This window comes from Orbus hercynius, assembly GCF_003634275.1.
Taxonomy (GTDB): domain Bacteria; phylum Pseudomonadota; class Gammaproteobacteria; order Enterobacterales; family Orbaceae; genus Orbus; species Orbus hercynius.
The window spans coordinates 1-25,412 of sequence record NZ_RBWY01000004.1; the positions used below are offsets into that span (position 1 = coordinate 1).

A 25,412-nucleotide genomic window follows, 5' to 3' on the forward strand; every position below is an offset into this window, starting at 1 on the left:
GTTTTGACCGTCTCACCAATATAACCGCCTTCTCAGAAGGTCTTGCGTTACGTCAGTGGATGCGCATTATAGACATCTTATTTTTTTCTTCAAGCTAAAAAACACATATTTCAACTTGATCGCATAACCTTTAAACACCTGAAATTTTAACTAATTGATATTTATAAAAATTATATTTTTGCAAGGTATCCACTATTTTTTGTACTTGTTCATTATATAGTGTGCTACAAACTAAATAATGTGTCTGTAGTGATTGCGATAATGTACTGGTTAACTCAAAATTATCTTCTAATAAATGATAAACCCTAGCTGCAATGGCATAACCCGAATCAATAAATGTTGCATCAGGAAAAATAGCTGACAGCTCTTGTCGAATAAATGGGTAGTGTGTACAACCTAGCACAACTGTATCAGGTATAATACTTAAAGATAACCAAGGCTGCATAAGCTTTCTTAATTCAGCTTGGTTAACCTTAATACCTTGTAATTTTTGTTCAGCAATTAGCGCTAGTTCAGACAAACCTAATAGCTCGATTTGATATCCCTGTGCAAAATCACGAATTAAGTTGTGGGTATACTCTCTCTCAATAGTCGCTTTAGTTGCTAATAGGCCAATACATTTATTACGCGTAATTTGTGTTGCCGGCTTAATTGCCGGCACCACGCCAACAATAGGAAATGAGAATGATGCTCGCAAAACTGGTAAACATATTGTACTTGCCGTGTTACACGCAATGACCACAATATCAATATCAAACATTGAGGCCGCTTTATCAATAACCGCTTTAACTCGTTCGATAAGAAAGTAGCTTGATTTATCACCATAAGGGAAGGCTTCATTATCAAATAAGTAAATATAGTTGGCATGCGGAATCTTTTGCCGGATCTCGTCATATACAGATATCCCACCAATACCTGAGTCAAATACTAATATATTGGGAATACGAAGTGCCATAAATCGCTTATACCTGCCTAACCATTTTCTTAAATATAATCGTATATGCTATGGTAAATAGGATTTTATGCAATATCATGACAAAAATTTTCCTATGCCCCTCATAAATTAATCTATCTGAATTGCTGGATTTTTACTGATTTGTTGATTAAAATAGCCGTCTAGATGGTAAAACCGCTAAATCACATTATTTGTTTTATCTCTGTTCCACGCTTATATAGAATTGAAAGGTATTATTATGTCGGAATTTTTATTCACATCAGAATCAGTTTCAGAAGGTCATCCAGACAAGATCGCAGATCAAATTTCTGATGCGGTGCTTGATGCAATTTTAAAACAAGACCCAAAGGCACGAGTCGCCTGTGAAACTTATGTAAAAACAGGAATGGCTTTAGTCGGCGGCGAAATTACGACATCTGCCTGGGTGGATATCGAAGAGCTAACAAGACAAACCATCAAAGATATTGGTTACACCAGTTCCGAAATGGGATTTGATGCGAATTCATGTGCGGTGTTAAACGCAATTGGTAAACAATCAATGGATATCAATCAAGGCGTTGATCGTGGCGACCCACTTGTTCAAGGTGCCGGCGACCAAGGTATTATGTTTGGTTATGCAACCAATGAAATGTCCAATTTAATGCCTGCAGCGATTACTTACGCGCACGAATTAATGAAAAGACAAGCAACTGTACGAAAAAATGGCACATTACCTTGGTTAAGACCCGATGCCAAAAGCCAAATTACTTTAATTTATGAAGATAATAAAGTTAAAGGTATTGATGCGGTTGTGCTATCAACCCAGCACGCAGAAGAAATTAGCCACTCAGCCTTACAAGAAGCCGTAATGGAAGAGATCATTAAACCGACTTTGCCTGCACAATGGTTAACCGCTCGTACAAAATATTTTATCAACCCAACGGGTCGATTTGTTATTGGCGGCCCGATGGGTGACTGCGGACTTACTGGACGGAAAATTATCGTTGATACTTATGGTGGTGCAGCCCATCACGGCGGTGGGGCATTTTCAGGTAAAGATCCATCTAAGGTCGATAGATCTGCAGCTTATGCAGCAAGATATGTCGCAAAAAATATTGTTGCAGCGGGGCTTGCTGATAAATGTGAGCTACAAATATCTTATGCAATTGGTATTGCAGAGCCAACATCAATTTATGTCAATACATTTGGTACTGAAAAAATCGCCCATGATAAAATCATCGCGTTAGTTAAACAGTTCTTTGATTTACGTCCTTATGGCTTAATTCAAATGTTGGATCTTATTCAACCCATTTACCAACAAACTGCAACTTATGGGCATTTTGGTCGTGATATTTTCCCGTGGGAAAAAACCGATAAAGCCGAATTATTACGTGACGCAGCGAATTTAAAATAATCAATAATATCTTCACGGCAAAATAAGATTGATTGCCGTGAAGAGAATGACTCACATCATCCTAATGAATAAATTAAGCGTACCCATCGACCTTCATAATGATGTAATGAGCTGTTTAAGGCAGTATTTACTCATCGCGAGTCGATTTTTTAATACCATATTTGCCGAACCACAAATCATCTATCGTAATAAAGGTAGTATCGCAGGGAGTGCGCTACTCCAACAATGGCAAATACAACTCAATCTTGCTATGTTGCTTGATAATCATAGTCAATTTATTGATGAAGTGGTTCCCCATGAGCTTGCCCATCTCATTGTTTATCAGAAATTTGGCCACGTCAAACCTCATGGCAAAGAGTGGCAAAGTGTCATGACAGAGGTATTCAAACTTGCGGCAAGACGTACGCATACATTTCGCCTACCAGAAAGTACAATTCGCCAGCAATATCACTATTACTGCCAGTGTAAGAATCACCTATTAACCGCGATTCGACATAACAAAATACGTCATCATCAAGCACAATATTATTGCAAAAATTGCCGATCCTTGTTACAACCAAAATAGATATCATAGAAAAGATAACTAATACCAATCTTTTCAATTATCTAAATATCAACATTGATATTTAAGATGACTATCAGTAAACTAAACTCTCAACTAACCAAAGAAGCTTTGTTATGAAAAAGATTTCAGACCTCATTTCACATAATCATGAATGGTCTAAAAGAGTCGCCAGAGAAAATCCCGAATTTTTTAAGCATCTTGCTATTGCACAAAACCCTAAATTTTTATGGATTGGTTGTTCTGATAGCCGAGTACCTGCGGAACGCTTAACTGAACTGCAACCTGGGGAATTATTTGTTCATCGTAATGTCGCCAATCTGGTTATTCATACCGATTTAAACTGTTTATCAGTTGTACAATATGCAATTGATGTATTGGGCATTGAAGATATTATTATTTGTGGCCATCTAGATTGTGGTGGTATACGTGCTGCAGTAGAAAATCCAGATCTTGGTTTAATCAATAATTGGCTATTGCATATTCGTGATATCTGGTTCCGCTATAGTTCATTACTTGGCGAATTTCCCGCTGAAAAACGCATGGATATTTTGTGCGAACTCAATGTTATTGAGCAAGTTTATAATTTAGGTCACTCAACAATTTTACAGTCAGCTTGGCAACGAGGACAAAAGGTCAATATTCACGGTTGGGTTTATGGTATCAATAACGGCCAAATTACTGATTTGAAAATTAGTTCTTCAAGCCGTGAAAATTTAGAAATCACTTACCGTGAAGCAATTTCAAACTTGCTTAATCAACATGATTTATATAATGACAATAAAGACACTACCAATGAATAGTGGCTTTATTTAACAGTAGTACTAGAATTTTTCATGTAAGTGGTGAATCATCTGATTACGACTGCCACGCCAAAGTAACTTAGGATCAGCAAGCTCTTGTACAAATTTACCATCAATCAAAACATCGATATACGGTAAAACGGCTTGCTGTTCATTGGTTAAATCCCCAAGTAAGTAACCGGTCCACAACCAAATATCCTTATTATCACATTCTGTTTTCACGCGCTTAATCAATTTGAGAATTGCAGGCACATTTTGCGGATGGAGCGGATCCCCGCCAGAAAGCGATAACCCTTGGCGCTTAATCTCGGTATTTTGGAGATCACCAATAATTTGGTCTTCTAATTCTTGCGTAAACACCATACCAGAATTAAGTGGCCAAGTACTTTTATTATAACAACCACGACATTGATGCTCGCAGCCTGCGACAAACAGGGCACATCGCGTGCCTGGACCATTAACGACATCAACAGGATAATAACGATGATAATTCATAATTCAGTTAGTACTCGCACTTAATTTTAAGTTATACCAATATATTAGCCTATTTGCCCATTACTAAGATGTTTAACTCGGCGTTTGACTTCTTCTTGTTTACCTGCATTAAATGGCCTTGAATCTGGGCTACCTAAATATCCACATACACGGCGGGTAACCGACACTTTTGCAGAGTCATGATTACCGCAGTTTGGGCAAGTGAATCCTTTGCTCGTACAGGCAAACTCGCCAGCGTAACCGCATTCATAACACTCATCAATCGGTGTATTTGTGCCATAATAAGGCACACGACTATAGCTATAATCCCAGACATCTTCTAATGCCTTAATATTATTTATCATATTTGGATACTCACCATAACAAATAAAGCCACCATTCGCCAACTCAGGATAAGGCTTTTCAAACTCAATTTTTTGGTATGGATTCACTTTCTTTTCTACATCAAGATGGAAACTATTCGTATAATAACCTTTGTCAGTCACACCTGAAATAACGCCAAACTCTGCAGTATCTAAACGGCAGAAACGATCACATAAGTTTTCACTTGGCGTACTATATAAACTAAATCCATATCCAGTTTCATTTTTCCATGCATCAACAGCTTGACGAAGTCTAGCTACGATTTGCACACCTTTATCGCGCAGTGTATCACTATCAAATGGATGCGTTATATGACCAAATAAGGCATTTACGGTTTCATGGATACCGATATAGCCTAATGAAATAGATGCCCTACCATGCTTAAATATTTCAATGACCGAATCATCTTCTTTTAATCTGATGCCACAAGCACCTTCCATATATAAAATCGGAGCAACCCTTGCTTTGACATCTTCAAGCCTTGCAATACGAGTCATTAATGCTTTTTTACATAATACTAAGCGTTCATCGAGTAACCGCCAAAATGTTGCTTCATCACTCTTCGCTTCAATGGCAATACGTGGTAAGTTTAAACTAATCACACCAAGATTATTTCGGCCATCATGAATCTGTTTACCCTCTTCTTCGTACACCCCTAAAAAGCTGCGACATCCCATCGGCGTTTTAAATGAGCCAGTTACTTCCACTACTTTTTCATAGTTCAAAATATCAGGATACATACGTTTAGAGGCGCACTCTAACGCTAATTGTTTAATATCATAATTAATATCGCCCACTTTGTGATTGATGCCATCTTTAATTGCAAACACCAATTTAGGAAACACTGCAGTTTTGTGATTTTTGCCTAGTCCTTGAATACGTACTTTCAAAATCGATTGTTGGATTAATTTTGATTCCCAGCTAGTTCCCAATCCAAAACCAAAGGTCACAAAAGGTGTTTGACCATTTGCAGTATGCAGTGTATTAACTTCATACTCGAGTGATTGAAAGGCATCATAGCACTCTTTTGCTGTGCGATCTTGAGCATACTCAACCGCATCAGGAATTTGCCAATCCCGTGCAATCGCTTTGTGTTTTTCAAAACTGATGGTTACAAATTTAGCTAAAATTTCATCAATGCGGTTAATTGTGGTGCCACCATAAATATGACTTGCGACTTGAGCAATAATCTGTGCCGTGACGGCGGTTGCTGTCGCGATTGATTTTGGTGGCTCTATTTCTGCATTTCCCATCTTAAAGCCTTTGGTCAACATACCATCTAAATCAATTAACATACAGTTAAACATTGGGAAGAACGGCGAGTAATCAAGATCATGGTAATGAATCTCACCGCGATCATGCGCACTTGAGATGTCTTTAGGTAGCAGGTATTGCTTGGCATAATGACGAGCCACAATCCCAGCCAACAAGTCCCTTTGGGTCGGAATGACTTTGCTATCTTTATTGGCATTTTCATTAAGAATAGCAACATTACTTTGCTCAATAAGGCCTTTAATATCTTGGTTTAGACGACTACGCTGTTCACGAATCCGATCTCGGTCATGACGATATTCAATATAAATTCTTGCTAGTTTCTTATATGGGCCAGCCATTAGTTGGTTTTCTACCGCATTTTGAATTTCGTGAATATCGACACTATCACGTTCAGTCATCTGATTAGTCACGACCCTTGCAACGGATGCACAATAATCAGAATCATTGACATTAGCAGCAACGGCAGCGTTTAAAATTGCATCACGAATTCGCGTTTCATTGAAAGCGGTTTGGCATCCATCACGTTTGACAACTACTGGCATTTTTATATCCCCTAGATTTGACAACAACTATATATTGATATTTTTTTAGGATTATACACTATATATTGTGTCTTTCCACTTGATATGTTCAGTGAATCAAATTGATAGGTAAAAACTTGGTGATGATAATTAAAAAAACAGATACTGCCATCATCTTAAAAATAGCATAAAAAATGGACATCAATATGATGCCCATTCGTCTATATTACGACGTCCTACCAGTTAACTCCTACACCAATATTATAGTTGGTGTTACTCGAGTCGCCATCTTTAGTCGTACTTTTTTCTCGAGTTAAGCTGGTATTAATCGATAACCAGTCCGTTAAACGATAAGCGAGCCCCGCTGTTGCCGATAAATCTAAATCAACATCATTATTAAAGCTTCGACCAATTTCACCTGTCGTAAAAAATTTTAATGATTTACCACTGAAGAACTGATAATAGTTCCACTTTACTGATCCTAAAGGATGAACAGAATCATTACCATTACGATAATCAATCTTCTGATAACTAATTAAACCAGTAAACGACAACGCAGAGAGTTCATCTTGCCAGACTTGCCAACCAGGACCAGTACCAAAACTGGTTTTCGTTTTAATATCCTCAATCCAGTCATGCTTATATTGCGCATTCCCCTGCCAGAAGAAGGATGGTGTGAAAAATCGATCAACATCATATTGCGTTGTGTAATAGTAATTACTCGTATCTTGATCATCTTTAGATCTAAATACTGCGGCACGAAAACCATGACGCCACAAGTCGTACTTTGCCGTCACATTACCATTTAGGCTATATTGTTCTGACTTTGATGAGCCTTTATTATAATAAGCACCCGCGTTTAACGCACCGTTGACAATTAAGTCAGCAGGAACTAATGATGATGGTCCGCTACTCTTAATAATCGTTAAGTCATCACTAATTGAGATTGTTTTACTGTTTTCACCTTTTACTAGGGTGATTTTACTATCATCAGCGGTTGTAATCGCGTCAGCATATTGCGCATCCGTAAATACGCCATCTTTAATCTTGACGGGTTCATCAATAGAAAACGTTTTTATTTTATCGTTAGCGACGGTAATTACACCTGCATATTCGGTCTCAATCAATACCTTGCTGCCATCGACTAATTTTATCTTACCCGATAAATTATCACCATTTTTAAGTTCAATTGTATCGCCCAACGCCGTAAATGAAGCAGACATAGCCAATATCGTTGTTGTAAAAAACTTATATGTCATACGCTAAAACCCCAAAATATTAGTTGAGGTAATACGGTATCAATTTAATCACAAAGGTTCAAATCTGTTTTTCCTATAAATGCAGTTAAAATAATCGTAAAGAGAAGGGAAAATAGGCATGGTGTATCTGATTAACAATACAATATACACCAAGATAGCGCTAGATGTTACTTAGCAGCGTTTAACTGCTGAGCAATATGCTTGGCAAAATAAGTTAATACACCATCGGCTCCAGCACGTTTAAAGCATAACAAAGACTCCATAATCGCTGAATCTTGCAGCCATCCATTTTGAATCGCAGCCATCAGCATGGCATATTCACCAGAAACTTGATAGGCAAAAGTCGGCACGGCAAATGTTTCTTTCACCCGGCGTAGTACATCTAAATAAGGCATACCGGGTTTAACCATCACCATATCCGCCCCTTCTTGTAAATCTTGATAGACTTCTTGCAAAGCTTCATTGCTATTAGATGGGTCAAGTTGATAGGTTTTTTTATTACCACCTTTAATATTAGAAGCAGAACCGACTGCATCACGGAAAGGACCATAAAAACTTGATGCGTATTTGGCGGAATATGCCATAATTTGTGTATTGATAAATCCATAGCCTTCAAGCTCGCTACGAATACCACCAATACGCCCATCCATCATATCGCTAGGTGCCACAATATCAACGCCAGCTTCAGCTTGCACCATAGCTTGTCTAATTAACGTTTCAACGGTAATATCATTTTGCACATAGCCTTGATTATCAATAATGCCATCTTGTCCATGTACGGTATAAGGATCAAGCGCAACATCAGTTAAGATCCCTAACTCTGGCAGCTCTTTTTTCAGTGCTCTAACCGCTCTTGGTACCAACCCATTTTCATTAAATGCTTCTTCTGCTAATAATGATTTTTTATCACTTTCAATCGCAGGAAAAAGTGATAAAACCGGAATACCTAACTTAGCAACTTCTTCTGCTTCTTTTAATAGCACATCAACACTCATGCGATGTACATTTGGCATAGAACCTACTGGCTGGCAAATATTATTACCTTCAACAATGAAAACCGGATAAATCAAATCGCTCACCGTTAACTGGTTTTCAGCCACTAATCGGCGGCTAAAATCATGGGCGCGTAGACGACGCAATCGTCTTTGTGGAAATTCGCCACTAATAATTGGTGACATAATCATAACTCCTAACGTTTATCAAATATCAATTTATTAGTTATTATCTGCCGGTAAATCACGATAATCAAATATATTTAATCGAGTATCCATAATAATGATTTTATCTTGTGGTAAATAATCCGTCTTTAAAGGCGATGAAATCTCAGTACCATTAATTTTATTTATCCCTAACCAGTTCGCAACCAACCAATAATTGTTGGTAGTAGAATACGGCTGCGCATAAGATCCTATTGTTTTATCAACAAGCTCAACCCTAGGGCTAAACCAAATAAATTGAGGCACATCAACAGACTCTTTTGACGGATTAATCGCACCATGAACATAATCAATCTCACCTCTTTTTATTCTTTTCAATTGCCCATGATCAGAGAAATACAGTACGGATGCATGCTGCGTTGATAATTTTGCAAAAATCTGACCGAGCAATTTATCGGTAAATAAAATGGAATTATCGTAACAATCCTCATATTCAGAACGTCCATGGGTAAAGTTGCCATCCTCCTTGGGATACTGATTACAAGCAGATAAATGGCTACCATTCGTATGAAGAATGATCAGTTTCTTTTTCTTATCAGGAGTAGCACTTGCTAATGCCTCATCAAGCTTAGTTAATAAAACATCATCATATCCACTTGATAGCCATTCTTTGTGCTGAGCGCTTTTAGCGATACTTGTCACAACGGTCTCATATTGCCCAATGACATTTTGACGACTAAACCAGTATGTTTTAAATCCAGCATGATTAGCCATATTAACAATATTATCGTTTAATAAAGTTGGCGTCATATCGTCTGGCGCTTTAATGGTTAAAGCTGAAGCCAATGCCATTGTGGTTATTGGCGCAGGAGCGATGGCTTGTTCAAAAACAAATAAGTTACTCAATTGGTTCTCAATATTAGGCGTTGTTGGCCTTGAATAATGGTATAAACCGAAATGATCTCGTCTCGCTGATTCACCGATAACAATAACATACGTATCAATATTGGTATTTTGCAACACAAAATGGTACGTTGGCGTATAATTTGCAACAGTATTTAATAAGTTTAGCTCTTGATAAGCACGGCTAAAGATACCAAAATTATAGAGCGACGTATAAGGTAACACTTTTTCCGCCATATTAAAGGACGGATCAGACAAACGACCTCTAAAGGCTGATTCAGCATATTTATAAGTGACAGTTAATAATAAAATAGCTGAGAGTAGTAACAATACTCGCCGAGATAGTATCTCTGAGCATACATGCACAAAATAAAGTAATGCACAAAATAATAATGAACTGATAAATAAAATGTGCCAATAGGCAAAGAGAAAATCTTGCGACTCCTGCCTATTTGTCGATAATATTGTCATCGCCAATTGATAATTTAATTGGCTATCGAAGAGTTGATAAATAATAATTGCGATAGCGCTATTTACCGCCCAAAGCAAAACTAATATAACCGAGACAATCCGAGTATATTTATTTCGCCATAGCAAAGCAGCGAAAACAATATAACAAAAGGTAAGGAAAAACTCTCTAAATTTAAATAAAAGTGGAGCCTGCTCTGCTCCTAATAAGGGCACTAATGATAAAAGTACAATAAGGAACAATATACTAATTTTTTTCATAAAATAAGGCTTTGTGTTTTCAATAAAATTGATAGTATTATGTAAAAGATCCAAATCATACCATTAACCAATTAAAATAATAAAGAATAATTAAAACACCTAATTAACAATAATTTTATAAAGTGCTTTACAAGCAATAGCTATTAGCAGTACAATTCAGCACTAATTTTTTAACGCTAGCCATTTAATTATTTTGACTCTGGCTGGTAAAAATCCAAATAATTTTTTTGAGGTGAGAGGCACATGCCAGTAATTAAAGTACGTGAAAATGAACCTTTCGATGTTGCATTACGTCGTTTTAAACGTTCTTGTGAAAAAGCAGGAATCTTAGCTGAAGTACGTAATCGTGAGTTTTATGAAAAACCAACAACGATTCGTAAACGAGCTAAAGCAGCAGCGGTTAAACGTCATGCTAAAAAACTAGAAAGAGAAAACGCGCGTCGTATTCGTTTATACTAATTATTAGTTGCTATTGATTATTCATTAAAGCCTTATACTATAAATTAGTCCAGATATACTCAAACCGTACTATATGTACGGTTTGTTGTCTTTATGCCAAGTAAATTGGATATAACCACTTATGAAGCGAATTCCTCAAGACTTTATTATTGATCTAATTGCCCGAATCAATATTGTTGATATCGTGGGACAACGGATAAAAATAAAAAAACGAGGAAAAGACTATTGGGGAAACTGCCCATTTCATAACGAAAAGACGCCTTCTTTCTCTGTCAGTGAAAAAAAACAGATGTACTACTGTTTTGGATGTGGTGCAGGTGGCTCGTCCATTGATTTCTTAATGAATTATGATCGCCTATCCTACCCAGAAGCGATCGAAGAGTTAGCTAATTTGCACGGCATTACTGTTCCTCATGTTGAAACGTCAACCAACACACAACATCAACCTCAGTTATCAGGACAAAATATTCGTCGCGATCTTTATGGAATGATGGGTAAGTTGGCTGATTTTTATCACACGCAGCTAACGTCTCGCGATGCGCAACAGGCCCAGGAATACTTGACGGGTCGAGGACTCGATGACACAACAATTAACCACTATAAAATAGGCTATTCTCCTGATGAGTGGCGTTCAACGTTTAATCATATCGCCAAAACTGCGCAAGAGAAAAAACTTTATGACCAAGCTGGTATGCTAGTTAGTAATGATAATGGCAATCAGTATGACCGATTCCGTGGCCGAATTATGTTCCCCATTCGCGATCGACAAGGCAATATTATTGCTTTTGGTGGTCGAACGATCAAAGCAAATGATTCAGCAAAATATATCAACTCACCCGAAACAGCGATTTTCCATAAAGGTTATCAGCTCTATGGATTGTATGAAGCACAACAAATTAATCGCAATCCAGAAAAACTGCTTGTGGTTGAAGGCTATATGGACGTGGTTGCACTCGCTCAGTTTGGCATTAATTACGCTGTTGCAGCTTTAGGAACGGCCACAACAGAGGATCATATCAAACTACTGTTTAGAGCAACGGATAATATTATCTTTTGCTTTGATGGCGATGCCGCAGGCCGGCGGGCAGCCTGGCGAGCGCTCAATGTATTACTACCAACATTAATTGATGGTAAACAAATTAAATTTGTCTTTTTACCTGACAATGAAGATCCCGATAGTTTAGTACGCAAAGAAGGCAAAGCACTGTTCGAAACGCGTTTAGATAATGGTATCACCTTGTCACAATTTTTATTTGATGAACTATTAAGCCAAGTTGATCTAAAAACATCAGAAGGTCGAGCTAAACTCAGCTCACTCGTGCTGCCGTTAATTGCACAAATTAAAGCACACTCATTTAGTCTAAATCTAAAACAACAATTAGGTGATTATTTAGGTTTTCTTGATATTAGCCAAATCGATAAACTATTACAGCAATACGATAACCAAGATTCAGCGCAACCGAAATTAGATAATAAAATGCCGGTAATCAAAATGAAGTTAACAACGATGCGAATTTTGATTGGGTTGTTAATACAGTATCCAGAACTGGCTAAACTCGTGCCAGATATCAATACTTTAAAACCCGTGAAACTCGCTGGCGTTGATGTCTTTATTGAGCTTTTAGAAATCTGTCAAACACGGCCAAATATTATTACCGCTCAAATTTTAACAGAGTTCGCCAATAAGCCGATTGTCAAACAACTTAACACGCTAGCAATTTGGGAACATAAATACGCTGAAGAGGAGATCTCAACGATTTTTTCTCATACTTTAAAAGAGTTATATGATAATATACTGATCCAAAGGCAAGATGAACTCATTGCAAAAGATCGAATGACAAAATTAACTGAAGCTGAAAAACAAGAATTAGCAACCCTAATACTTGTTTTATCTAAAAAAGACTAAATATAGATAATAATACAGCTGAATTGCTGGAAAAATAGCGTAAAGGCTCAATGTGATATCAAAAATTGAGTGGCTACAAGGGTAGCTTACTTGGTAAGTAGCCCAATAATCTAAGTAAGATTGAAATAATATATACTTTTATTCATCGTATATCACTATTAACTGAGAAAACAGACATAGCTAATCTAACTTTAGCTCTCGCTATTATAAATAGCAATGGTCTCTTGATAATGTTATTGATAATCAAAAGTATTTAGTCTGGGTAAGTGATATTACCCCATTACTAAACAACAAAACGTGGATATTTTGATATGGAGCAAAACTCTCAATCACAACTAAAGCATCTCATTATTCGAGGTAAAGAACTTGGATATTTGACGTATGCTGATGTCAACGACCATTTACCAGAAGAAATTATTGATTCGGATCAAATCGAAGATATCATTCAAATGATAAATGACATGGGGATTCAAGTTCTTGAAGAAGCTCCAGACACAGATGAAATGCTTTTATCAGAAAACGTACCTGATGAAGAAGCGGTTGAAGCGGCAACCGCTTTAGTGCTATCGAATGTTGAATCTGAAATAGGTCGTACCACTGATCCTGTCCGTATGTATATGCGCGAAATGGGTGCAGTTGAACTGTTGACTCGTGAAGGCGAAATTGATATCGCAAAACGAATTGAAGATGGTATTAACCAAGTTCAAACCTCTGTTTCTGAATATCCAGAAGCGATTACCTATCTTTTAGAACAATATAATCTTGTTGAAATTGGTACTGTTCGTCTTTCCGATTTAATTACTGGTTTTGTTGATCCAAATGTTGAGGAAGGACCTGACGAATTACCAGATGATTTGGAAAAAGAATCCGCTGATATCGATGTTAATGATGAAGATGAAGACGAAGATGAAGAGTCTGATTCTAGCGATGATGATACCTCAATCGACCCAGAAGTGGCCAAAGCTAAATTTGCTGCCCTGAAAGAGCAACATGAAATCACTTCTATCGCAATCAAAAAACATGGCAGAACGCATAAGAAAGCCCAACAAGAGATCGAAAATTTATCTGAAATATTCAAACAGTTTCGCTTAGTTGGTAAGCAGTTTGATATTTTAGTTAATAACATGCGTGAAATGATGGAACGGGTTCGAGCGCATGAACGTGTCATAATGAAAGTATGTGTTGAACAGGCTAAAATGCCGAAAAAACAGTTTATGGCCTATTTTACCAGTCACGAAAATAGTATGGATTGGTTTGAAAAAGCGGTTAAATCGAAAAACTCGTTTGCTGCCAGATTGAGTGATTTTGAAATTGAAATTGCACAGCAAGTTGAACAATTACGACTTATCGAAGCTGAAACACATCTCTCTATTGAACAAATCAAAGACATCAATAGACGTATGTCAATTGGTGAAGCAAAAGCTCGAAGAGCAAAAAAAGAGATGGTTGAAGCTAACTTACGTCTCGTTATCTCAATTGCTAAAAAATACACTAACCGTGGATTACAGTTCCTTGATCTAATTCAAGAAGGTAATATCGGCTTAATGAAAGCCGTAGATAAATTCGAATATCGCCGTGGTTATAAATTTTCGACTTACGCAACTTGGTGGATTCGTCAAGCAATCACTCGTTCGATTGCCGACCAAGCCAGAACGATTCGTATTCCTGTGCATATGATTGAAACAATTAATAAACTCAATCGTATTTCGCGTCAAATTTTGCAAGAAATTGGCCGCGAACCAACGCCGGAAGAGTTATCTGAAAAAATGCAAATGCCGGAAGATAAGATTCGTAAAGTGCTGAAAATTGCCAAAGAGCCGATCTCAATGGAAACACCGGTTGGTGATGATGAAGATTCACATCTTGGTGACTTTATTGAAGATACTGCAATTGAGCAACCACTTGATGCAGCGACCTCAGAAAGCTTGCGTGCAGCAACGCGTGATATCTTATCAGGCTTAACTCCAAGGGAAGCAAAAGTACTACGCATGCGTTTTGGTATCGATATGAATACTGACCATACTCTTGAAGAAGTCGGTAAACAATTTGATGTCACTCGTGAACGCATTCGTCAGATTGAAGCGAAGGCATTACGTAAATTACGTCATCCTAGCCGCTCTGATGTTTTACGCAGTTTCCTTGACGAATAATCGTCGCCCCCCTCATATCCGCTACACAATGTAGCGGATATTCTTTTTTCCTCATTCTAATTGATTTCTGCCTTTTGCTAGTGCACATTGCTGCACCTATAGCGCATGACATAGCAATATTGTGCCGCAAAATAACCTGCATGATTGTTTAGTATTCATTTCTTATAAAATTCATTTTTTGGTATATTAATTGCATTATCTAAGTAACGCATATGCTTACCGTTAAGATATGCCGCACTAACACAATGAAACCATTGACGACTCAAGGACAGACATATTCAACAATATCGCCATACTATAACGATAGTAATAAGGATGTTTATTCGTAGATAAAAACTGTATCGCTATGGATCTTAACAAGATTAGCTAAATATAAGGAATAATACAGAATGACAGCAACAAACACGCCTTCGACTTCATCAGCACCAACTTTCAATATCGATCAATCATTAGTACCAAAATGCAGAGCAGAACGTACCGTCAGCCCAATTGCTTATGCCTTCATGTGGATCGGCGATGGTGTCAATTTGGGTAATATGGCACTTGGGGCAAGTTTAGTGTTTGCCGGTGTTGCAATTATGAATGCATTGCAAACATTGGTTGCAGCATTAATCGCTATCGGTATTATTTCATCAATATTTGCATTAAATGATCGACTAGGTTATCGCACTGGTATTCCTTATGTTGTGCAACTGCGCATGTCTTTTGGCATAAAAGGAGCTATTATCTCTTCTCTGTTAAGAGGTATTCCCGCCATCATTTGGTATGGCTTTCAAAGCTGGATCGGCGCGACAGCTTTAAATGAAATCTTTAAGGTATGTTCAGCGGGCGCTTTTAATAATGTATTTATCTGTTTTTTAATCCTACAAGCAGTGCAAATCGTATTATCGTTATATGCCTTTCATGCGGTTAAGTGGGTTGAAATTTTAATTTCAACCGTCATCATGTTAGCACTTATGTATGTCTTTTGTGTATTATTACTCAATCACAAAACCGTTATCGCTGAAAAATGGTTATACACAAAAGGCACTTGGGGATTACCCTTCTTTAGCTTTATTATGATGTTTTTAGGCAATTATGCTGCAATATTTTTGAGTGCAGCTGACTATTCGAGGGAGCTACGCCCCGGTCTTAGTCATGCCAAACGTGGGCTATTATATTTTTTACCGATTGTTATCGCCTATGGTTTTGTGTTAACGATTGGCGCCATGCTAGCTTCGGTCACTGCCAATGCCAATCCGGTCAAAGCTTTTGCAATTGTAGTCAATAATCCTTATATCACCGTTGCCGTCTCTGCATTTATCGTGCTAGGTGCCATCGCCGTTAATATGGTCGCCAATATTATTCCTCCTGCTTATATCATCACACTGCTCACTAAAGTTAAATATAAGGTTGCCGTCACGCTTACTGGTTTACTTGCGATTGCGTCATTTCCTTGGATCTTAATACAAGATTCATCGGCAAAAGGATTAGGGATGTTTATATTAACTTACTCCGCATTTTTAGGGCCTATTGTCGCTATTTTACTCGTCGAATATTACATTCTTAGAAAACAAACTATTGATATTATCGAACTATATAATGAAAAAGGACAATTTAGTGGTGTCAATAAACCCGCCATTTTTGCCATGCTAATTGGTGCTGCGGCAGCCTTTTGTGAAGTCGATCTGTCTTGGATTATTGGTTTTGTGGTCGGTGGCTGTGCTTATTTTATATTAATGAAATACACCTTTAAGCACTCACCATTTAAAAAAGGGACCATTTTTGAGCAATAAATACTGGGCCTGAGATTAGCTGAAAATAAAAGTTAACACGAGTGAGCCAGACAAGCCGGTTCACTCTTGCTTTAGAGATAATTAACAAAAATAGCCGTACCCGATAGATTAAAACAGAATAAACATCATTCCTGCATTCAGAATTGTCAAAATTAGTTATATACTATGTTTTATCTCTAATTCAATGAAGATGACTGACTTATCTTCATATTCACCTCTAATTTTTGCTATGAATATCATAAAATCATTAAAAATTGATCCCTTTTTATTAACACTCATCACTGTTGTTATTCTTGCAACACTTTTTCCATGTGCCGGTAATGTTAAAGTCTTTTTTGAATATCTGACGACATTTGCCATTGGTTTGCTGTTTTTTATGCATGGTGCAAAACTATCGCTACAGTCAATCATTAACGGTATTCGTAATTGGCACTTACATCTCACTATATTTATTGTCACCTTTGCCATTTTTCCACTATTAGGGCTCGGATTACAAATTTTTGTACCTAACTTTTTATCTGAGAATCTTTATTTAGGATTTATCTATCTGTGCACATTACCTGCAACAGTACAATCAGCAATTGCCTTTACCTCAATCGCTCGAGGGAATGTCGCAGCTGCTGTTTGTAGTGCATCAGCTTCAACGCTGCTTGGTGTTTTTATTACGCCAGTACTCATTGCATTTATTATGCATGCGCAAGCAGGTACAGGTATGAGTATCATCGATGCGATCACCTCAATCATGCTCAAACTGATGTTACCGTTTGTGGTAGGTCATTTATCCAGACGCTGGATCGCGCGTTGGATTGATTCACATCGAAAATTAATTAACCAGACCGACCGCTCCTCTATTTTATTAGTCGTTTATGTTGCGTTTAGTGATGCGGTTATTAATGGCATTTGGCATCAAATCGATGCATTATCTTTTACATCTATTATTATATTTTCACTTCTACTGCTTTCACTTATCTTACTCATCACAACCTATGGAGCAAGATTGCTTGGTTTTAATAAAGAAGATGAAATTACGATTGTTTTTTGTGGTTCGAAAAAAAGTTTAGCAAGTGGGATTCCGATGGCAAGCGTTATCTTTCCGGTATCATCTATGGGATTAATGGTATTACCATTAATGATTTTTCATCAAATCCAATTAATGGTTTGTGCTGTACTCGCAAGCCGGTATGCGAAGCGTAAAGATTAATGAATTTGATAGCCTAATAATAATATCAAATCAAATAATTTTATTAAAATTTTGTATTAAATGAAAATTGCGTATAAAACATCGACGGTTTGCCCATAAAAAAAGGCAAACCGAAAGAAATATAATCAAAATCATAAAAATTACTTTGCTGATGTGCTATTCTTTAGGATAATAGCGCTGTTTGATTAACTACATAAAGAGCCGATATGTTCCATCTATTTTCTGATTTAGATATTTCGACACTTATCTTTTTAGGTTTAGCCCTATTATTTGTTTTATTTTATGAAGCAATTAATGGATTTCATGATACCGCCAATGCTGTTGCTACCGTCATTTATACTAAAGCATTGAAAGAGAAATTAGCCGTATTAATGGCAGGTATTTTCAACTTTTTTGGTGTGTTACTTGGTGGCTTAAGCGTAGCTTATGCTATTGTCCACTTATTGCCAACTGACTTACTGTTAAATGTCAGCTCAATGCATGGCTTAGCAATGGTATTTTCCATTTTACTTGCTGCAATTATTTGGAACTTAGGTACTTGGTATCTTGGTATTCCCGCATCAAGTTCGCATACTTTAATCGGTTCGATTATTGGCGTTGCACTTGCCAATGCCGTCATTACCGATACATCGATTATTGATGCCTTAAACATCCCTAAAATGATTCAAATTTTACTTTCGTTAATCATCTCACCCATTGTTGGTTTAGTGTTAGCTGGTCTAATGATCTTTATCCTCAGAAAAGTCTGGACGCGTAAGAAAAATGGTAAAAAACGTGAACGTATTTTTATGACGCCAGAACAACGTGAAAAGCTTTATGGTAAGAAGAAGCCACCATTTTGGATTCGAATAATGCTTATCGTTTCAGCTGCTGGTGTGAGCTTTTCTCATGGCGCTAATGATGGTCAAAAAGGAATCGGTTTGTTAATGCTCGTGTTAATGGGCGTAGCCCCTGCTGGCTTTATTGTTAATATGAGCGCATCGACCTATGAGATCACCAATACACGAGATACGATTAACAATATCGACGAATATTTTCTGACTCATCAAAAAACATTAAGTGAAATTGTTGATGCACAAAGCCCGGTTAATGCCGATATCCCAACAACTGATTTAACTCAGTATCATTGTGATTATTCGCGTTTATTTACCACGGTAGATATCGCAAAATCTCTTTTTCATAACTTAACCGATTACGATACACTAACCGTTACCCAGCGCTCTCAAGCAAGACGGGTTTTATTATGCCTATCAGATACTGTCGGTCATGCAGCAAAAGAACCTGGCGTATCGAGCGAAGATAAGCGTTACCTAAAGTCATTACAAAATAACTTATTAGAAACGGTTGAATATGCACCTATCTGGATCATTATTGCGGTTGCATCAGCATTGGCAATTGGCACAATGATTGGTTGGCGCCGCGTCGCGATTACCATTGGTGAAAAAATTGGTAAAAAAGGCATGACCTATGCTCAAGGCGTTTCCGCTCAGGTCACAACTGCTTTATCAATTGGTATTGCCAGTTATACTGGTATGCCGGTATCAACAACGCAGGTATTATCTTCATCAGTAGCGGGGACCATGCTTGTTGACGGTGGTGGAGTTCAAAGCAAAACCATAAAGAGTATTGCTTTAACTTGGATTTTAACACTTCCTATTTCAATTTTGTTATCTGCATCACTTTTTTGGCTTGCTCAAATGTTGATTTAGTAGTAAATATAAAGAAGGTAGATGGCTGATTTTAGGAAGTTAAAAGAACAGAGGAGAAAATGATGGCTTATAAACATATTTTAGTGGCAGTTGATTTATCACCAGAAAGTGATGTACTCGTTGAAAAAGCTGTTTCCATGGCTAAGCCATACAATGCAGAAATTTCGTTAATCCATGTTGGTATTAATTATTCAGATCTCTACACTGGATTAGTGGATATTAATATGAATGATATGAAAGACCGTATTACTGAAGATGCTCACATTGCACTCAATAAACTTGCTGACAGTGCAGGATACCCTATTGCACACACGCTTTCGGGCAATGGCGAATTTGGTCAAGTATTAATTGAAGCCATTCACGAATATGGCGCCGATCTTGTCGTTTGTGGTCACCATCAAGACTTCTGGAGCAAATTAATGTCTTCAGCACGTCAGCTCATTAATAATACCCATGTTGATACGTTAATCGTTCCTCTTAAAGATGATGATGTTACAGAAAGCGCCACAGAGATAAAATAATCATTCGTCATCATAAAAAAACCGGCTAACTAGCCGGTTTTTTATTAGCTGATAAACGCACAATCAATATTAGTCTTGTAACAGTTTGTCTTGCAATGCTTTAGCGCCTTGATAAGGCGTTAGGCCTGATACAGCCTTCATCGTTTTATCCGGCTGCTGGCCTAATACTTCCGATGCGATAACTAAACCATTTGGTGCCATAACTGCTTGGCGATAAAACTCAATTAGCTCTGTTTTAGTTAATTTAGATAGCCTAACAATTCGTTGCTGTTTTGACTTAAAATCAAATAGCGATTGATAATAATCACCTAAATAATCCGAGAACTCTTCATCGAGTGTCTGTGGCGGTAACGATAATTCATCAATTGTTGCTTGACGATATTGTGCAAACTGCTCATCAGTTAAAGCGTTAAGCTTATCGAGGATAATCGGGTAAAATGCTTGATATCGTTCATTAAGATAGGCTGGATCATATTGATTACTTTGAATCAAAAAACCAATACCTGTACTATCACCAACAGCTATCGGTGGCGAAAATACAGCATAACCCAGCTGCTCCTGACTTCTCAGCTGATCATAAAACCACGGCGAAATAATTTTATACAATAAATAGCTCGTAATCTGACTAGTAATCTTATCATAACCTTTTGGCACAAATGCCATTAATAAAGCATTATCGGTAGTTTGCGTATTTTTAGAAATAATCGCATCACTTTTGTAAGCAATCTTAATAGTTTGATTTTTTTGATACTGAGACTTTTCATTAAGTGTCTGTCTAATATCTTGATACATTTTAGCACTCTGTTCATAAGATAAATTACCTAAACTGAACATATAAGGCACAGAGTCAAACAGTAATTGCTGACGATATTGAACTAATTGAGCTGGCGTAATAGCTTCAACTAGCGATTTTTTAGTCTCCCGCTCAAAATACGGAATACTCGATAAAGCATTAATAGGCTGTAGGGCCAATGAGTAACTATTGGCATAATCCGCTGCGGCTAATTTTTCTAGATACCATGATTTAGCGAGTTCCAAGGTATTCTTATCAATCAGGGCATTATGATAAGTGGCTAAAATTTCAACTAACATTTCATCCAAATGTTGATTAAATCCTGATAAGGTTATCGATAATCCCGAATCAGCACTTGTTGATAAATCTACGCCAGCCACATTAGCTTGAAAATCTAGTGTTGCAAGCTCCCGACTAACAATGTAGTCAAGTAAAGAAAACATAACTTGCCGTTTAGCCGAATCAAATGCCCAATTATTACGAAGCGATAATATAATCGCCGCTTTAGGTTCATTTGCAAAATACTGACTGCTAAAGTGCATATGATTACCCGAAGCGTTAAAAGTATCATCCTGTGCACGCTTATCATTACTTTGTGTAACTAATTCGAAATTATCAACAATATAAGGATTAATCAGCGGTAATGAAAAATCATGATTATGTATTAAAGCGTGTAAATGCTTAAGATCACCGGCGGTGATATCTTCAATATGGTAAGGCGCATTAACAAAATAAGCTAACTTGTCAGTTTGTTCATTAGGTGCAATCACCCAAATTCTAGCATTCTCAGGTGTCAGTCCCTTCAACCGCGCAGCAATAGCCTGCGGATTAAAATTGGTTGCAACATAATCAGAGTCTAAAATATGCTCAGTCGGATAAAATAACATTTGACTCGATAACCATTCTACATATGACATATCTCGCGTAATATCGGGATATTTAAACTGTAACTGGAGTACTTTCTTAATTTCGTCATAATAATCTTGGCTAATGCCTTGTTTGGATAGTAATGATAAATAAGCGAAAATATCTGCAATCACTTCATTACGCATTGCCGATCCTTTATCCGTTAAATTGACATAAATACCAAATATTCCGCTGTTACCATATCGAATAGGATCACTACTTGAGCTAATTGATTCAATAAGGCCTTTTTTCTGTAATTTATCAAATAACGTATCAGGACTACGATTACTGATCATATAGCCAATATATTCATCTGTTTTATCGGCAAATTTCGTTAAATCATTTTCCATTGGAAATTGAATATAAAGCATTTTTTTAGGCTGTGCCGGCTGCATATAAATCCATTTACCTAGCGTATCTGGCGTTAAAGCCACTTCAGTAATTGGTTTAACAGTAATATCTTTATTCACAATGCGCCCAAATGTATCCACGGCAAGCTGAGCAAGCTGATTAAGCGGTTGATCGCTGTATAACACACCAACCATTATATTAGCCGAATAATTATTTTGGTGAAACTTAGCTAACTCCTGTTGTAAAACACTATTAGGTTTATCACTTAATGTTTCAAGATTACCACCAGAGAACATCGCCGCTGGATGCTTGGGATTGATCGTTTCAGCATCTACTTGACCAATTCTAAAGCCATCATTCGCACGTGCCATCGTTAATTCAGCATCAACAGCATGACGCTCTTTATCTGCATTAGAAGGATTAAGTAGTGGAGCTTCGATAGCATCAGCAAGACGATCGACCGCACCATCAAAAGCACTGTTTTCCACTTCGAAATAAAACGTCGTACGATATTTGGCGGTGCTAGCATTATAACTACCAGCGTGCTGCGTTAAATATTCAGAGAAACTTGATGGTTGTGGATATTTTTTCGAGCCCATAAGTACCATATGCTCTGTATAATGGGCTAACCCTTGTTGTGACATCGGATCTTGTAAAGAACCAACAGGAAGCGCTAAAGAAGCCAGTGATTTAACTGCACTAGGATCAGAAATTAATAACACCTTCATTTGATTCTCAAGTTGAATCACTTGATAGTTACGATCATCGCGTTCACTTTTATTAATCGTATTGGATACGATGGTATAAGGAACTGTGTTATCAACTCCATATACAGGCATGATACTCCACCAAAGCCCAAGTAAATACATGCTTAATATAAGATAATTATTTTTCATCATACCTCTCTCCATACATTTGATAATGCTAAAAAGCCTCAGCATCTAATCCTAACCCCAAAAATAATGCACTATATGGAAGAAAACTGGTGCAGCAAAACAGAGGGAATCGATTCTATCCATCATACCGCCATGCCCTTCTATAATGGTCCCAAAATCTTTAACTCCACGATCACGCTTGATAGCAGACATACACAGTCCCCCACAAAATCCTAATAATGTAATGACTAGCGAAATTAAACCCGCTTGCCAGAAAGTAAACGGCGTTATCCACCACAGTAATGTGCCAATTAACGTTGCCGATACAATGCCACCAACAAAACCTTCAATGGTTTTATTGGGACTGAGCTTAGGAACAATAGCATGAACACCAAACAATTTACCAAACACATACTGTAAAACATCCGATAACTGAACAACAATCACTAGGAACATAATTAATTTAAAATTCTGCCCTGTATAACCATGGATATCTATCAATAACAGTGCTGGAATATAGCTAATACAATAAACCGCAATCATCATTCCCCATTGTACCTTAGCAACTCGCCCTAAAAAGTCAAACGTACTGCCATTTATTGCAATGCGCGTTGCAATAAATAAAAAGACAAAAACAGGAATAAAAACAGCAAATAAATTGTACCAATCGAGCCATACTAAAAGATATTGTGCCGGTAAAAAAATGAAAAAACACCAAAACAGCGCCTGATGATCATCAAATTGTGTTGGCGTTAATGTAATGCATTCACGCAGAGCAAAAAAGGAGATAAAGACAAATAAAATCAGCGTACCGATAGTGCCTACTAATATGGCAACTAACAAAATAACACTCATCACCCACCAAGCATTAATTCGTTGATTAAGGTTTTGTATCGTTTTTTTGCTTTTCTCATTATGGTTAACTTTCGCGATACATTGACCAATAACACTGGCTAAAATCAATATACCAAAGATCCCCATTAACAACACTTGTAGATTATAATCGCTGAAAATCATGGCGCTAACTCCTCCAGTGCTTGTTTCGCTCGTCGAGAAAAGCTATCTTTGGTTTCAATTTCTTTGAGCGGGGGCAGTGGGCGACCAAATGTCGCAGAGCAAATAATGGGTACCAATAATTTGGAGCCTTTCGGTAAAACGCGATTTAAATTATTTAAATAAACAGGAACTAATTCAACGTCAGGAAAGTGCTTAGCTAAATAAAACAACCCCCCTTTAAAATCAGCAATATGCTCACCATTACCACGAGTGCCTTCAGGGAACAAAATCAATGATTGTTTGTGTTGTAACATTTCTTCTAGTGCCGTAATCGGATTATCTTGTTGTGTGGGTTTACGATTAATCAGCACGGAATTAAAAACGTCTTTGGCAATAAAGCGCTTGAACTTAGTCTTAGCCCAATAATCTTTAGCTGCAACAGGATGAATTGTGCTACGCAAATGTTTGGGAAAACAAGACCAAAGTACGAGACCATCAAGATGACTGGTATGATTCGCATAAAAAATACGTAATCGATTATTTGGCTCACTTAACCAGCGAGCCTGTATACCGGTAATTAATTTACAACTTATCAATAAAAATACGCGGAAAATCTTCACTAAGAGTGTCTTTATCATTATCATTTTGCTCTTTTTCTATGGGTAGAATATCATCTTGACATTGGTAATTAAGGGCTAAAACAATCTGATACGTACGCCAAATAACCGTTAAAAATGCACCGATTGTTATCACCCACAAACAGATATATAAAATCCAATGACCATAAAATGGCACAAAAATAGAAGCAGCACAACCGGCGGTGAGTACCGTCATACGATGCTGTTTCGCCATTGGACCTAAAAATTTTTGCTCCAAACCACAGGTGCCACCCAGTAGACGAATATAAGCGGTCATGACAGAAAATAACGCCGCAGCCCATGCTAAATAAGCCGCAGACTCAAACATCCACAGACCATATCCGACACCTAAAAAAATTATCGTGTCAGATAGACGATCAGGTAACTCATTATAAATTGGACCAACCGCACTTTTCGCTCCGCCTTCAATGGCCACCATCCCATCAAGTAAATTACAAATCAGTCGCGACTGCATACCAACGACAGCGACTAAACAAAACAACATTGATAACCAATAATTAGTGTAATTAAATGCTAATAGTAGCGCGATTGCTGCTATCTCAGCACAAATTACACTAAATAATGAAATATCATTAGGGGCAATACCCTTGTGTGACAACCACATTGCTGTTTTATTAGCCCACCGAGTCTCTCGCGAACGAATCGGTCTACGATTTTTAATCTCTGTTGTCATAGTGTTCTCGATAACGATACTAC

Annotated in this window: 20 protein-coding genes; 10 read left to right on the forward strand and 10 right to left on the reverse strand. The window is 37.4% G+C overall.

Annotation, left to right across the window (positions count from 1 at the left end):
• Positions 1–130 precede the first annotated feature (130 nt).
• Positions 131–955 carry a glutamate racemase gene (gene murI / locus DES39_RS08990; protein ID WP_211324678.1) on the reverse strand — a complete coding sequence of 275 codons (825 nt, stop codon included), beginning with the start codon at positions 953–955 and terminating at the stop codon, positions 131–133.
• A gap of 238 nt (positions 956–1,193) precedes the next feature.
• On the opposite strand from murI, the gene metK reads away from it, so the two are divergent.
• From metK to can, 3 genes are all read left to right on the forward strand, one after another.
• Entirely contained in the window at positions 1,194–2,348 is a 1,155-nt protein-coding gene (gene metK, locus DES39_RS08995) for a methionine adenosyltransferase (RefSeq protein WP_121145457.1), read from the forward strand.
• Between the two features lie 64 nt (positions 2,349–2,412).
• Positions 2,413–2,913: a SprT family zinc-dependent metalloprotease gene (locus tag DES39_RS09000; RefSeq protein ID WP_170143380.1), complete on the forward strand. Its 501-nt coding sequence runs from the start codon at positions 2,413–2,415 to the stop codon at positions 2,911–2,913.
• A 113-nt stretch (positions 2,914–3,026) separates the two neighbouring features.
• Positions 3,027–3,713 carry a carbonate dehydratase gene (can, locus tag DES39_RS09005; RefSeq protein WP_121145459.1) on the forward strand — a complete coding sequence of 229 codons (687 nt, stop codon included), beginning with the start codon at positions 3,027–3,029 and terminating at the stop codon, positions 3,711–3,713.
• A gap of 21 nt (positions 3,714–3,734) precedes the next feature.
• Here can and nrdG read toward each other — a convergent pair whose 3' ends face one another.
• From nrdG to DES39_RS09030, 5 genes are all read right to left on the reverse strand, one after another.
• Complete coding sequence (gene nrdG, locus DES39_RS09010; RefSeq protein ID WP_121145460.1) at positions 3,735–4,208, reverse strand: anaerobic ribonucleoside-triphosphate reductase-activating protein; 474 nt, start codon at positions 4,206–4,208, stop codon at positions 3,735–3,737.
• Between the two features lie 44 nt (positions 4,209–4,252).
• Positions 4,253–6,388, reverse strand: coding sequence for an anaerobic ribonucleoside-triphosphate reductase (nrdD, locus tag DES39_RS09015; RefSeq protein WP_121145461.1), 2,136 nt, complete (start codon positions 6,386–6,388; stop codon positions 4,253–4,255).
• 215 nt (positions 6,389–6,603) lie between these two features.
• Positions 6,604–7,626, reverse strand: a complete 1,023-nt coding sequence (locus DES39_RS09020; RefSeq protein ID WP_121145462.1) for a DUF481 domain-containing protein — start codon at positions 7,624–7,626, stop codon at positions 6,604–6,606.
• A 167-nt stretch (positions 7,627–7,793) separates the two neighbouring features.
• Positions 7,794–8,804 carry a porphobilinogen synthase gene (gene hemB / locus DES39_RS09025; protein WP_121145463.1) on the reverse strand — a complete coding sequence of 337 codons (1,011 nt, stop codon included), beginning with the start codon at positions 8,802–8,804 and terminating at the stop codon, positions 7,794–7,796.
• Positions 8,805–8,840: 36 nt separating this feature from the next.
• Complete coding sequence (locus tag DES39_RS09030; RefSeq protein ID WP_147405433.1) at positions 8,841–10,415, reverse strand: phosphoethanolamine transferase; 1,575 nt, start codon at positions 10,413–10,415, stop codon at positions 8,841–8,843.
• 243 nt (positions 10,416–10,658) lie between these two features.
• Between DES39_RS09030 and rpsU the strand changes: the two genes are divergently transcribed.
• The 7 genes from rpsU (at position 10,659) to uspA (ending at position 20,136) form a co-directional block, all read left to right on the forward strand.
• On the forward strand, positions 10,659–10,874 hold the full coding sequence (gene rpsU, locus DES39_RS09035) for a 30S ribosomal protein S21 (protein WP_121145465.1): 216 nt from the start codon (positions 10,659–10,661) through the stop codon (positions 10,872–10,874).
• Positions 10,875–10,995: 121 nt separating this feature from the next.
• Positions 10,996–12,780 (forward strand): DNA primase, encoded by a 1,785-nt coding sequence (gene dnaG, locus DES39_RS09040; RefSeq protein ID WP_121145466.1) that lies wholly within the window; start codon positions 10,996–10,998, stop codon positions 12,778–12,780.
• Positions 12,781–13,091: 311 nt separating this feature from the next.
• On the forward strand, positions 13,092–14,930 hold the full coding sequence (gene rpoD / locus DES39_RS09045) for an RNA polymerase sigma factor RpoD (protein WP_121145467.1): 1,839 nt from the start codon (positions 13,092–13,094) through the stop codon (positions 14,928–14,930).
• 389 nt (positions 14,931–15,319) lie between these two features.
• A complete protein-coding gene (locus DES39_RS09050) occupies positions 15,320–16,705 on the forward strand; it encodes an NCS1 family transporter (RefSeq protein ID WP_121145468.1) in 1,386 nt (461 codons plus the stop codon).
• Positions 16,706–16,934: 229 nt separating this feature from the next.
• Positions 16,935–17,906 carry a bile acid:sodium symporter family protein gene (locus tag DES39_RS09055; protein WP_121145746.1) on the forward strand — a complete coding sequence of 324 codons (972 nt, stop codon included), beginning with the start codon at positions 16,935–16,937 and terminating at the stop codon, positions 17,904–17,906.
• 206 nt (positions 17,907–18,112) lie between these two features.
• On the forward strand, positions 18,113–19,615 hold the full coding sequence (gene pitA / locus DES39_RS09060; RefSeq protein ID WP_121145469.1) for an inorganic phosphate transporter PitA: 1,503 nt from the start codon (positions 18,113–18,115) through the stop codon (positions 19,613–19,615).
• Between the two features lie 62 nt (positions 19,616–19,677).
• Positions 19,678–20,136: a universal stress protein UspA gene (gene uspA, locus DES39_RS09065; protein ID WP_121145470.1), complete on the forward strand. Its 459-nt coding sequence runs from the start codon at positions 19,678–19,680 to the stop codon at positions 20,134–20,136.
• Between the two features lie 69 nt (positions 20,137–20,205).
• Here the strand turns inward: uspA and ptrA are convergent, their stop codons facing one another.
• From ptrA to DES39_RS09085, 4 genes are read right to left on the reverse strand one after another with little or no spacing between them, the layout of a single operon-like run.
• Complete coding sequence (ptrA, locus tag DES39_RS09070; protein WP_170143381.1) at positions 20,206–23,085, reverse strand: pitrilysin; 2,880 nt, start codon at positions 23,083–23,085, stop codon at positions 20,206–20,208.
• A gap of 48 nt (positions 23,086–23,133) precedes the next feature.
• Positions 23,134–24,078 carry a phosphatidate cytidylyltransferase gene (locus DES39_RS09075; protein ID WP_121145472.1) on the reverse strand — a complete coding sequence of 315 codons (945 nt, stop codon included), beginning with the start codon at positions 24,076–24,078 and terminating at the stop codon, positions 23,134–23,136.
• Positions 24,075–24,695, reverse strand: a complete 621-nt coding sequence (locus DES39_RS09080) for a lysophospholipid acyltransferase family protein (protein ID WP_211324679.1) — start codon at positions 24,693–24,695, stop codon at positions 24,075–24,077. The genes DES39_RS09075 and DES39_RS09080 overlap by 4 nt, the downstream gene beginning before the upstream one ends.
• The gene (locus DES39_RS09085; RefSeq protein ID WP_211324680.1) at positions 24,640–25,389 is read right to left on the reverse strand and encodes a CDP-alcohol phosphatidyltransferase family protein; all 750 of its coding nucleotides are present in this window, start codon (positions 25,387–25,389) and stop codon (positions 24,640–24,642) included. Before DES39_RS09085 ends, DES39_RS09080 begins: the two co-directional genes overlap by 56 nt.
• Positions 25,390–25,412: the final 23 nt, after the last annotated feature.

Bases quoted from the DNA above. Each gene is read 5' to 3' on its own strand.
- pitA (WP_121145469.1), top strand. From the start codon at position 18,113: ATGTTCCATCTATTTTCTGATTTAGATATTTCGACACTTATCTTTTTA.
- metK (WP_121145457.1), top strand. From the start codon at position 1,194: ATGTCGGAATTTTTATTCACATCAGAATCAGTTTCAGAAGGTCATCCA.
- ptrA (WP_170143381.1), bottom strand. From the start codon at position 23,085: ATGATGAAAAATAATTATCTTATATTAAGCATGTATTTACTTGGGCTT.
- DES39_RS09080 (WP_211324679.1), bottom strand. From the start codon at position 24,695: ATGATAAAGACACTCTTAGTGAAGATTTTCCGCGTATTTTTATTGATA.
- DES39_RS09075 (WP_121145472.1), bottom strand. From the start codon at position 24,078: ATGATTTTCAGCGATTATAATCTACAAGTGTTGTTAATGGGGATCTTT.
- DES39_RS09030 (WP_147405433.1), bottom strand. From the start codon at position 10,415: ATGAAAAAAATTAGTATATTGTTCCTTATTGTACTTTTATCATTAGTG.
- nrdD (WP_121145461.1), bottom strand. From the start codon at position 6,388: ATGCCAGTAGTTGTCAAACGTGATGGATGCCAAACCGCTTTCAATGAA.
- DES39_RS09020 (WP_121145462.1), bottom strand. From the start codon at position 7,626: ATGACATATAAGTTTTTTACAACAACGATATTGGCTATGTCTGCTTCA.
- nrdG (WP_121145460.1), bottom strand. From the start codon at position 4,208: ATGAATTATCATCGTTATTATCCTGTTGATGTCGTTAATGGTCCAGGC.
- dnaG (WP_121145466.1), top strand. From the start codon at position 10,996: ATGAAGCGAATTCCTCAAGACTTTATTATTGATCTAATTGCCCGAATC.
- hemB (WP_121145463.1), bottom strand. From the start codon at position 8,804: ATGTCACCAATTATTAGTGGCGAATTTCCACAAAGACGATTGCGTCGT.
- DES39_RS09000 (WP_170143380.1), top strand. From the start codon at position 2,413: ATGAATAAATTAAGCGTACCCATCGACCTTCATAATGATGTAATGAGC.
- DES39_RS09050 (WP_121145468.1), top strand. From the start codon at position 15,320: ATGACAGCAACAAACACGCCTTCGACTTCATCAGCACCAACTTTCAAT.
- uspA (WP_121145470.1), top strand. From the start codon at position 19,678: ATGGCTTATAAACATATTTTAGTGGCAGTTGATTTATCACCAGAAAGT.
- DES39_RS09055 (WP_121145746.1), top strand. From the start codon at position 16,935: ATGAATATCATAAAATCATTAAAAATTGATCCCTTTTTATTAACACTC.
- DES39_RS09085 (WP_211324680.1), bottom strand. From the start codon at position 25,389: ATGACAACAGAGATTAAAAATCGTAGACCGATTCGTTCGCGAGAGACT.
- rpoD (WP_121145467.1), top strand. From the start codon at position 13,092: ATGGAGCAAAACTCTCAATCACAACTAAAGCATCTCATTATTCGAGGT.
- murI (WP_211324678.1), bottom strand. From the start codon at position 955: ATGGCACTTCGTATTCCCAATATATTAGTATTTGACTCAGGTATTGGT.
- can (WP_121145459.1), top strand. From the start codon at position 3,027: ATGAAAAAGATTTCAGACCTCATTTCACATAATCATGAATGGTCTAAA.
- rpsU (WP_121145465.1), top strand. From the start codon at position 10,659: ATGCCAGTAATTAAAGTACGTGAAAATGAACCTTTCGATGTTGCATTA.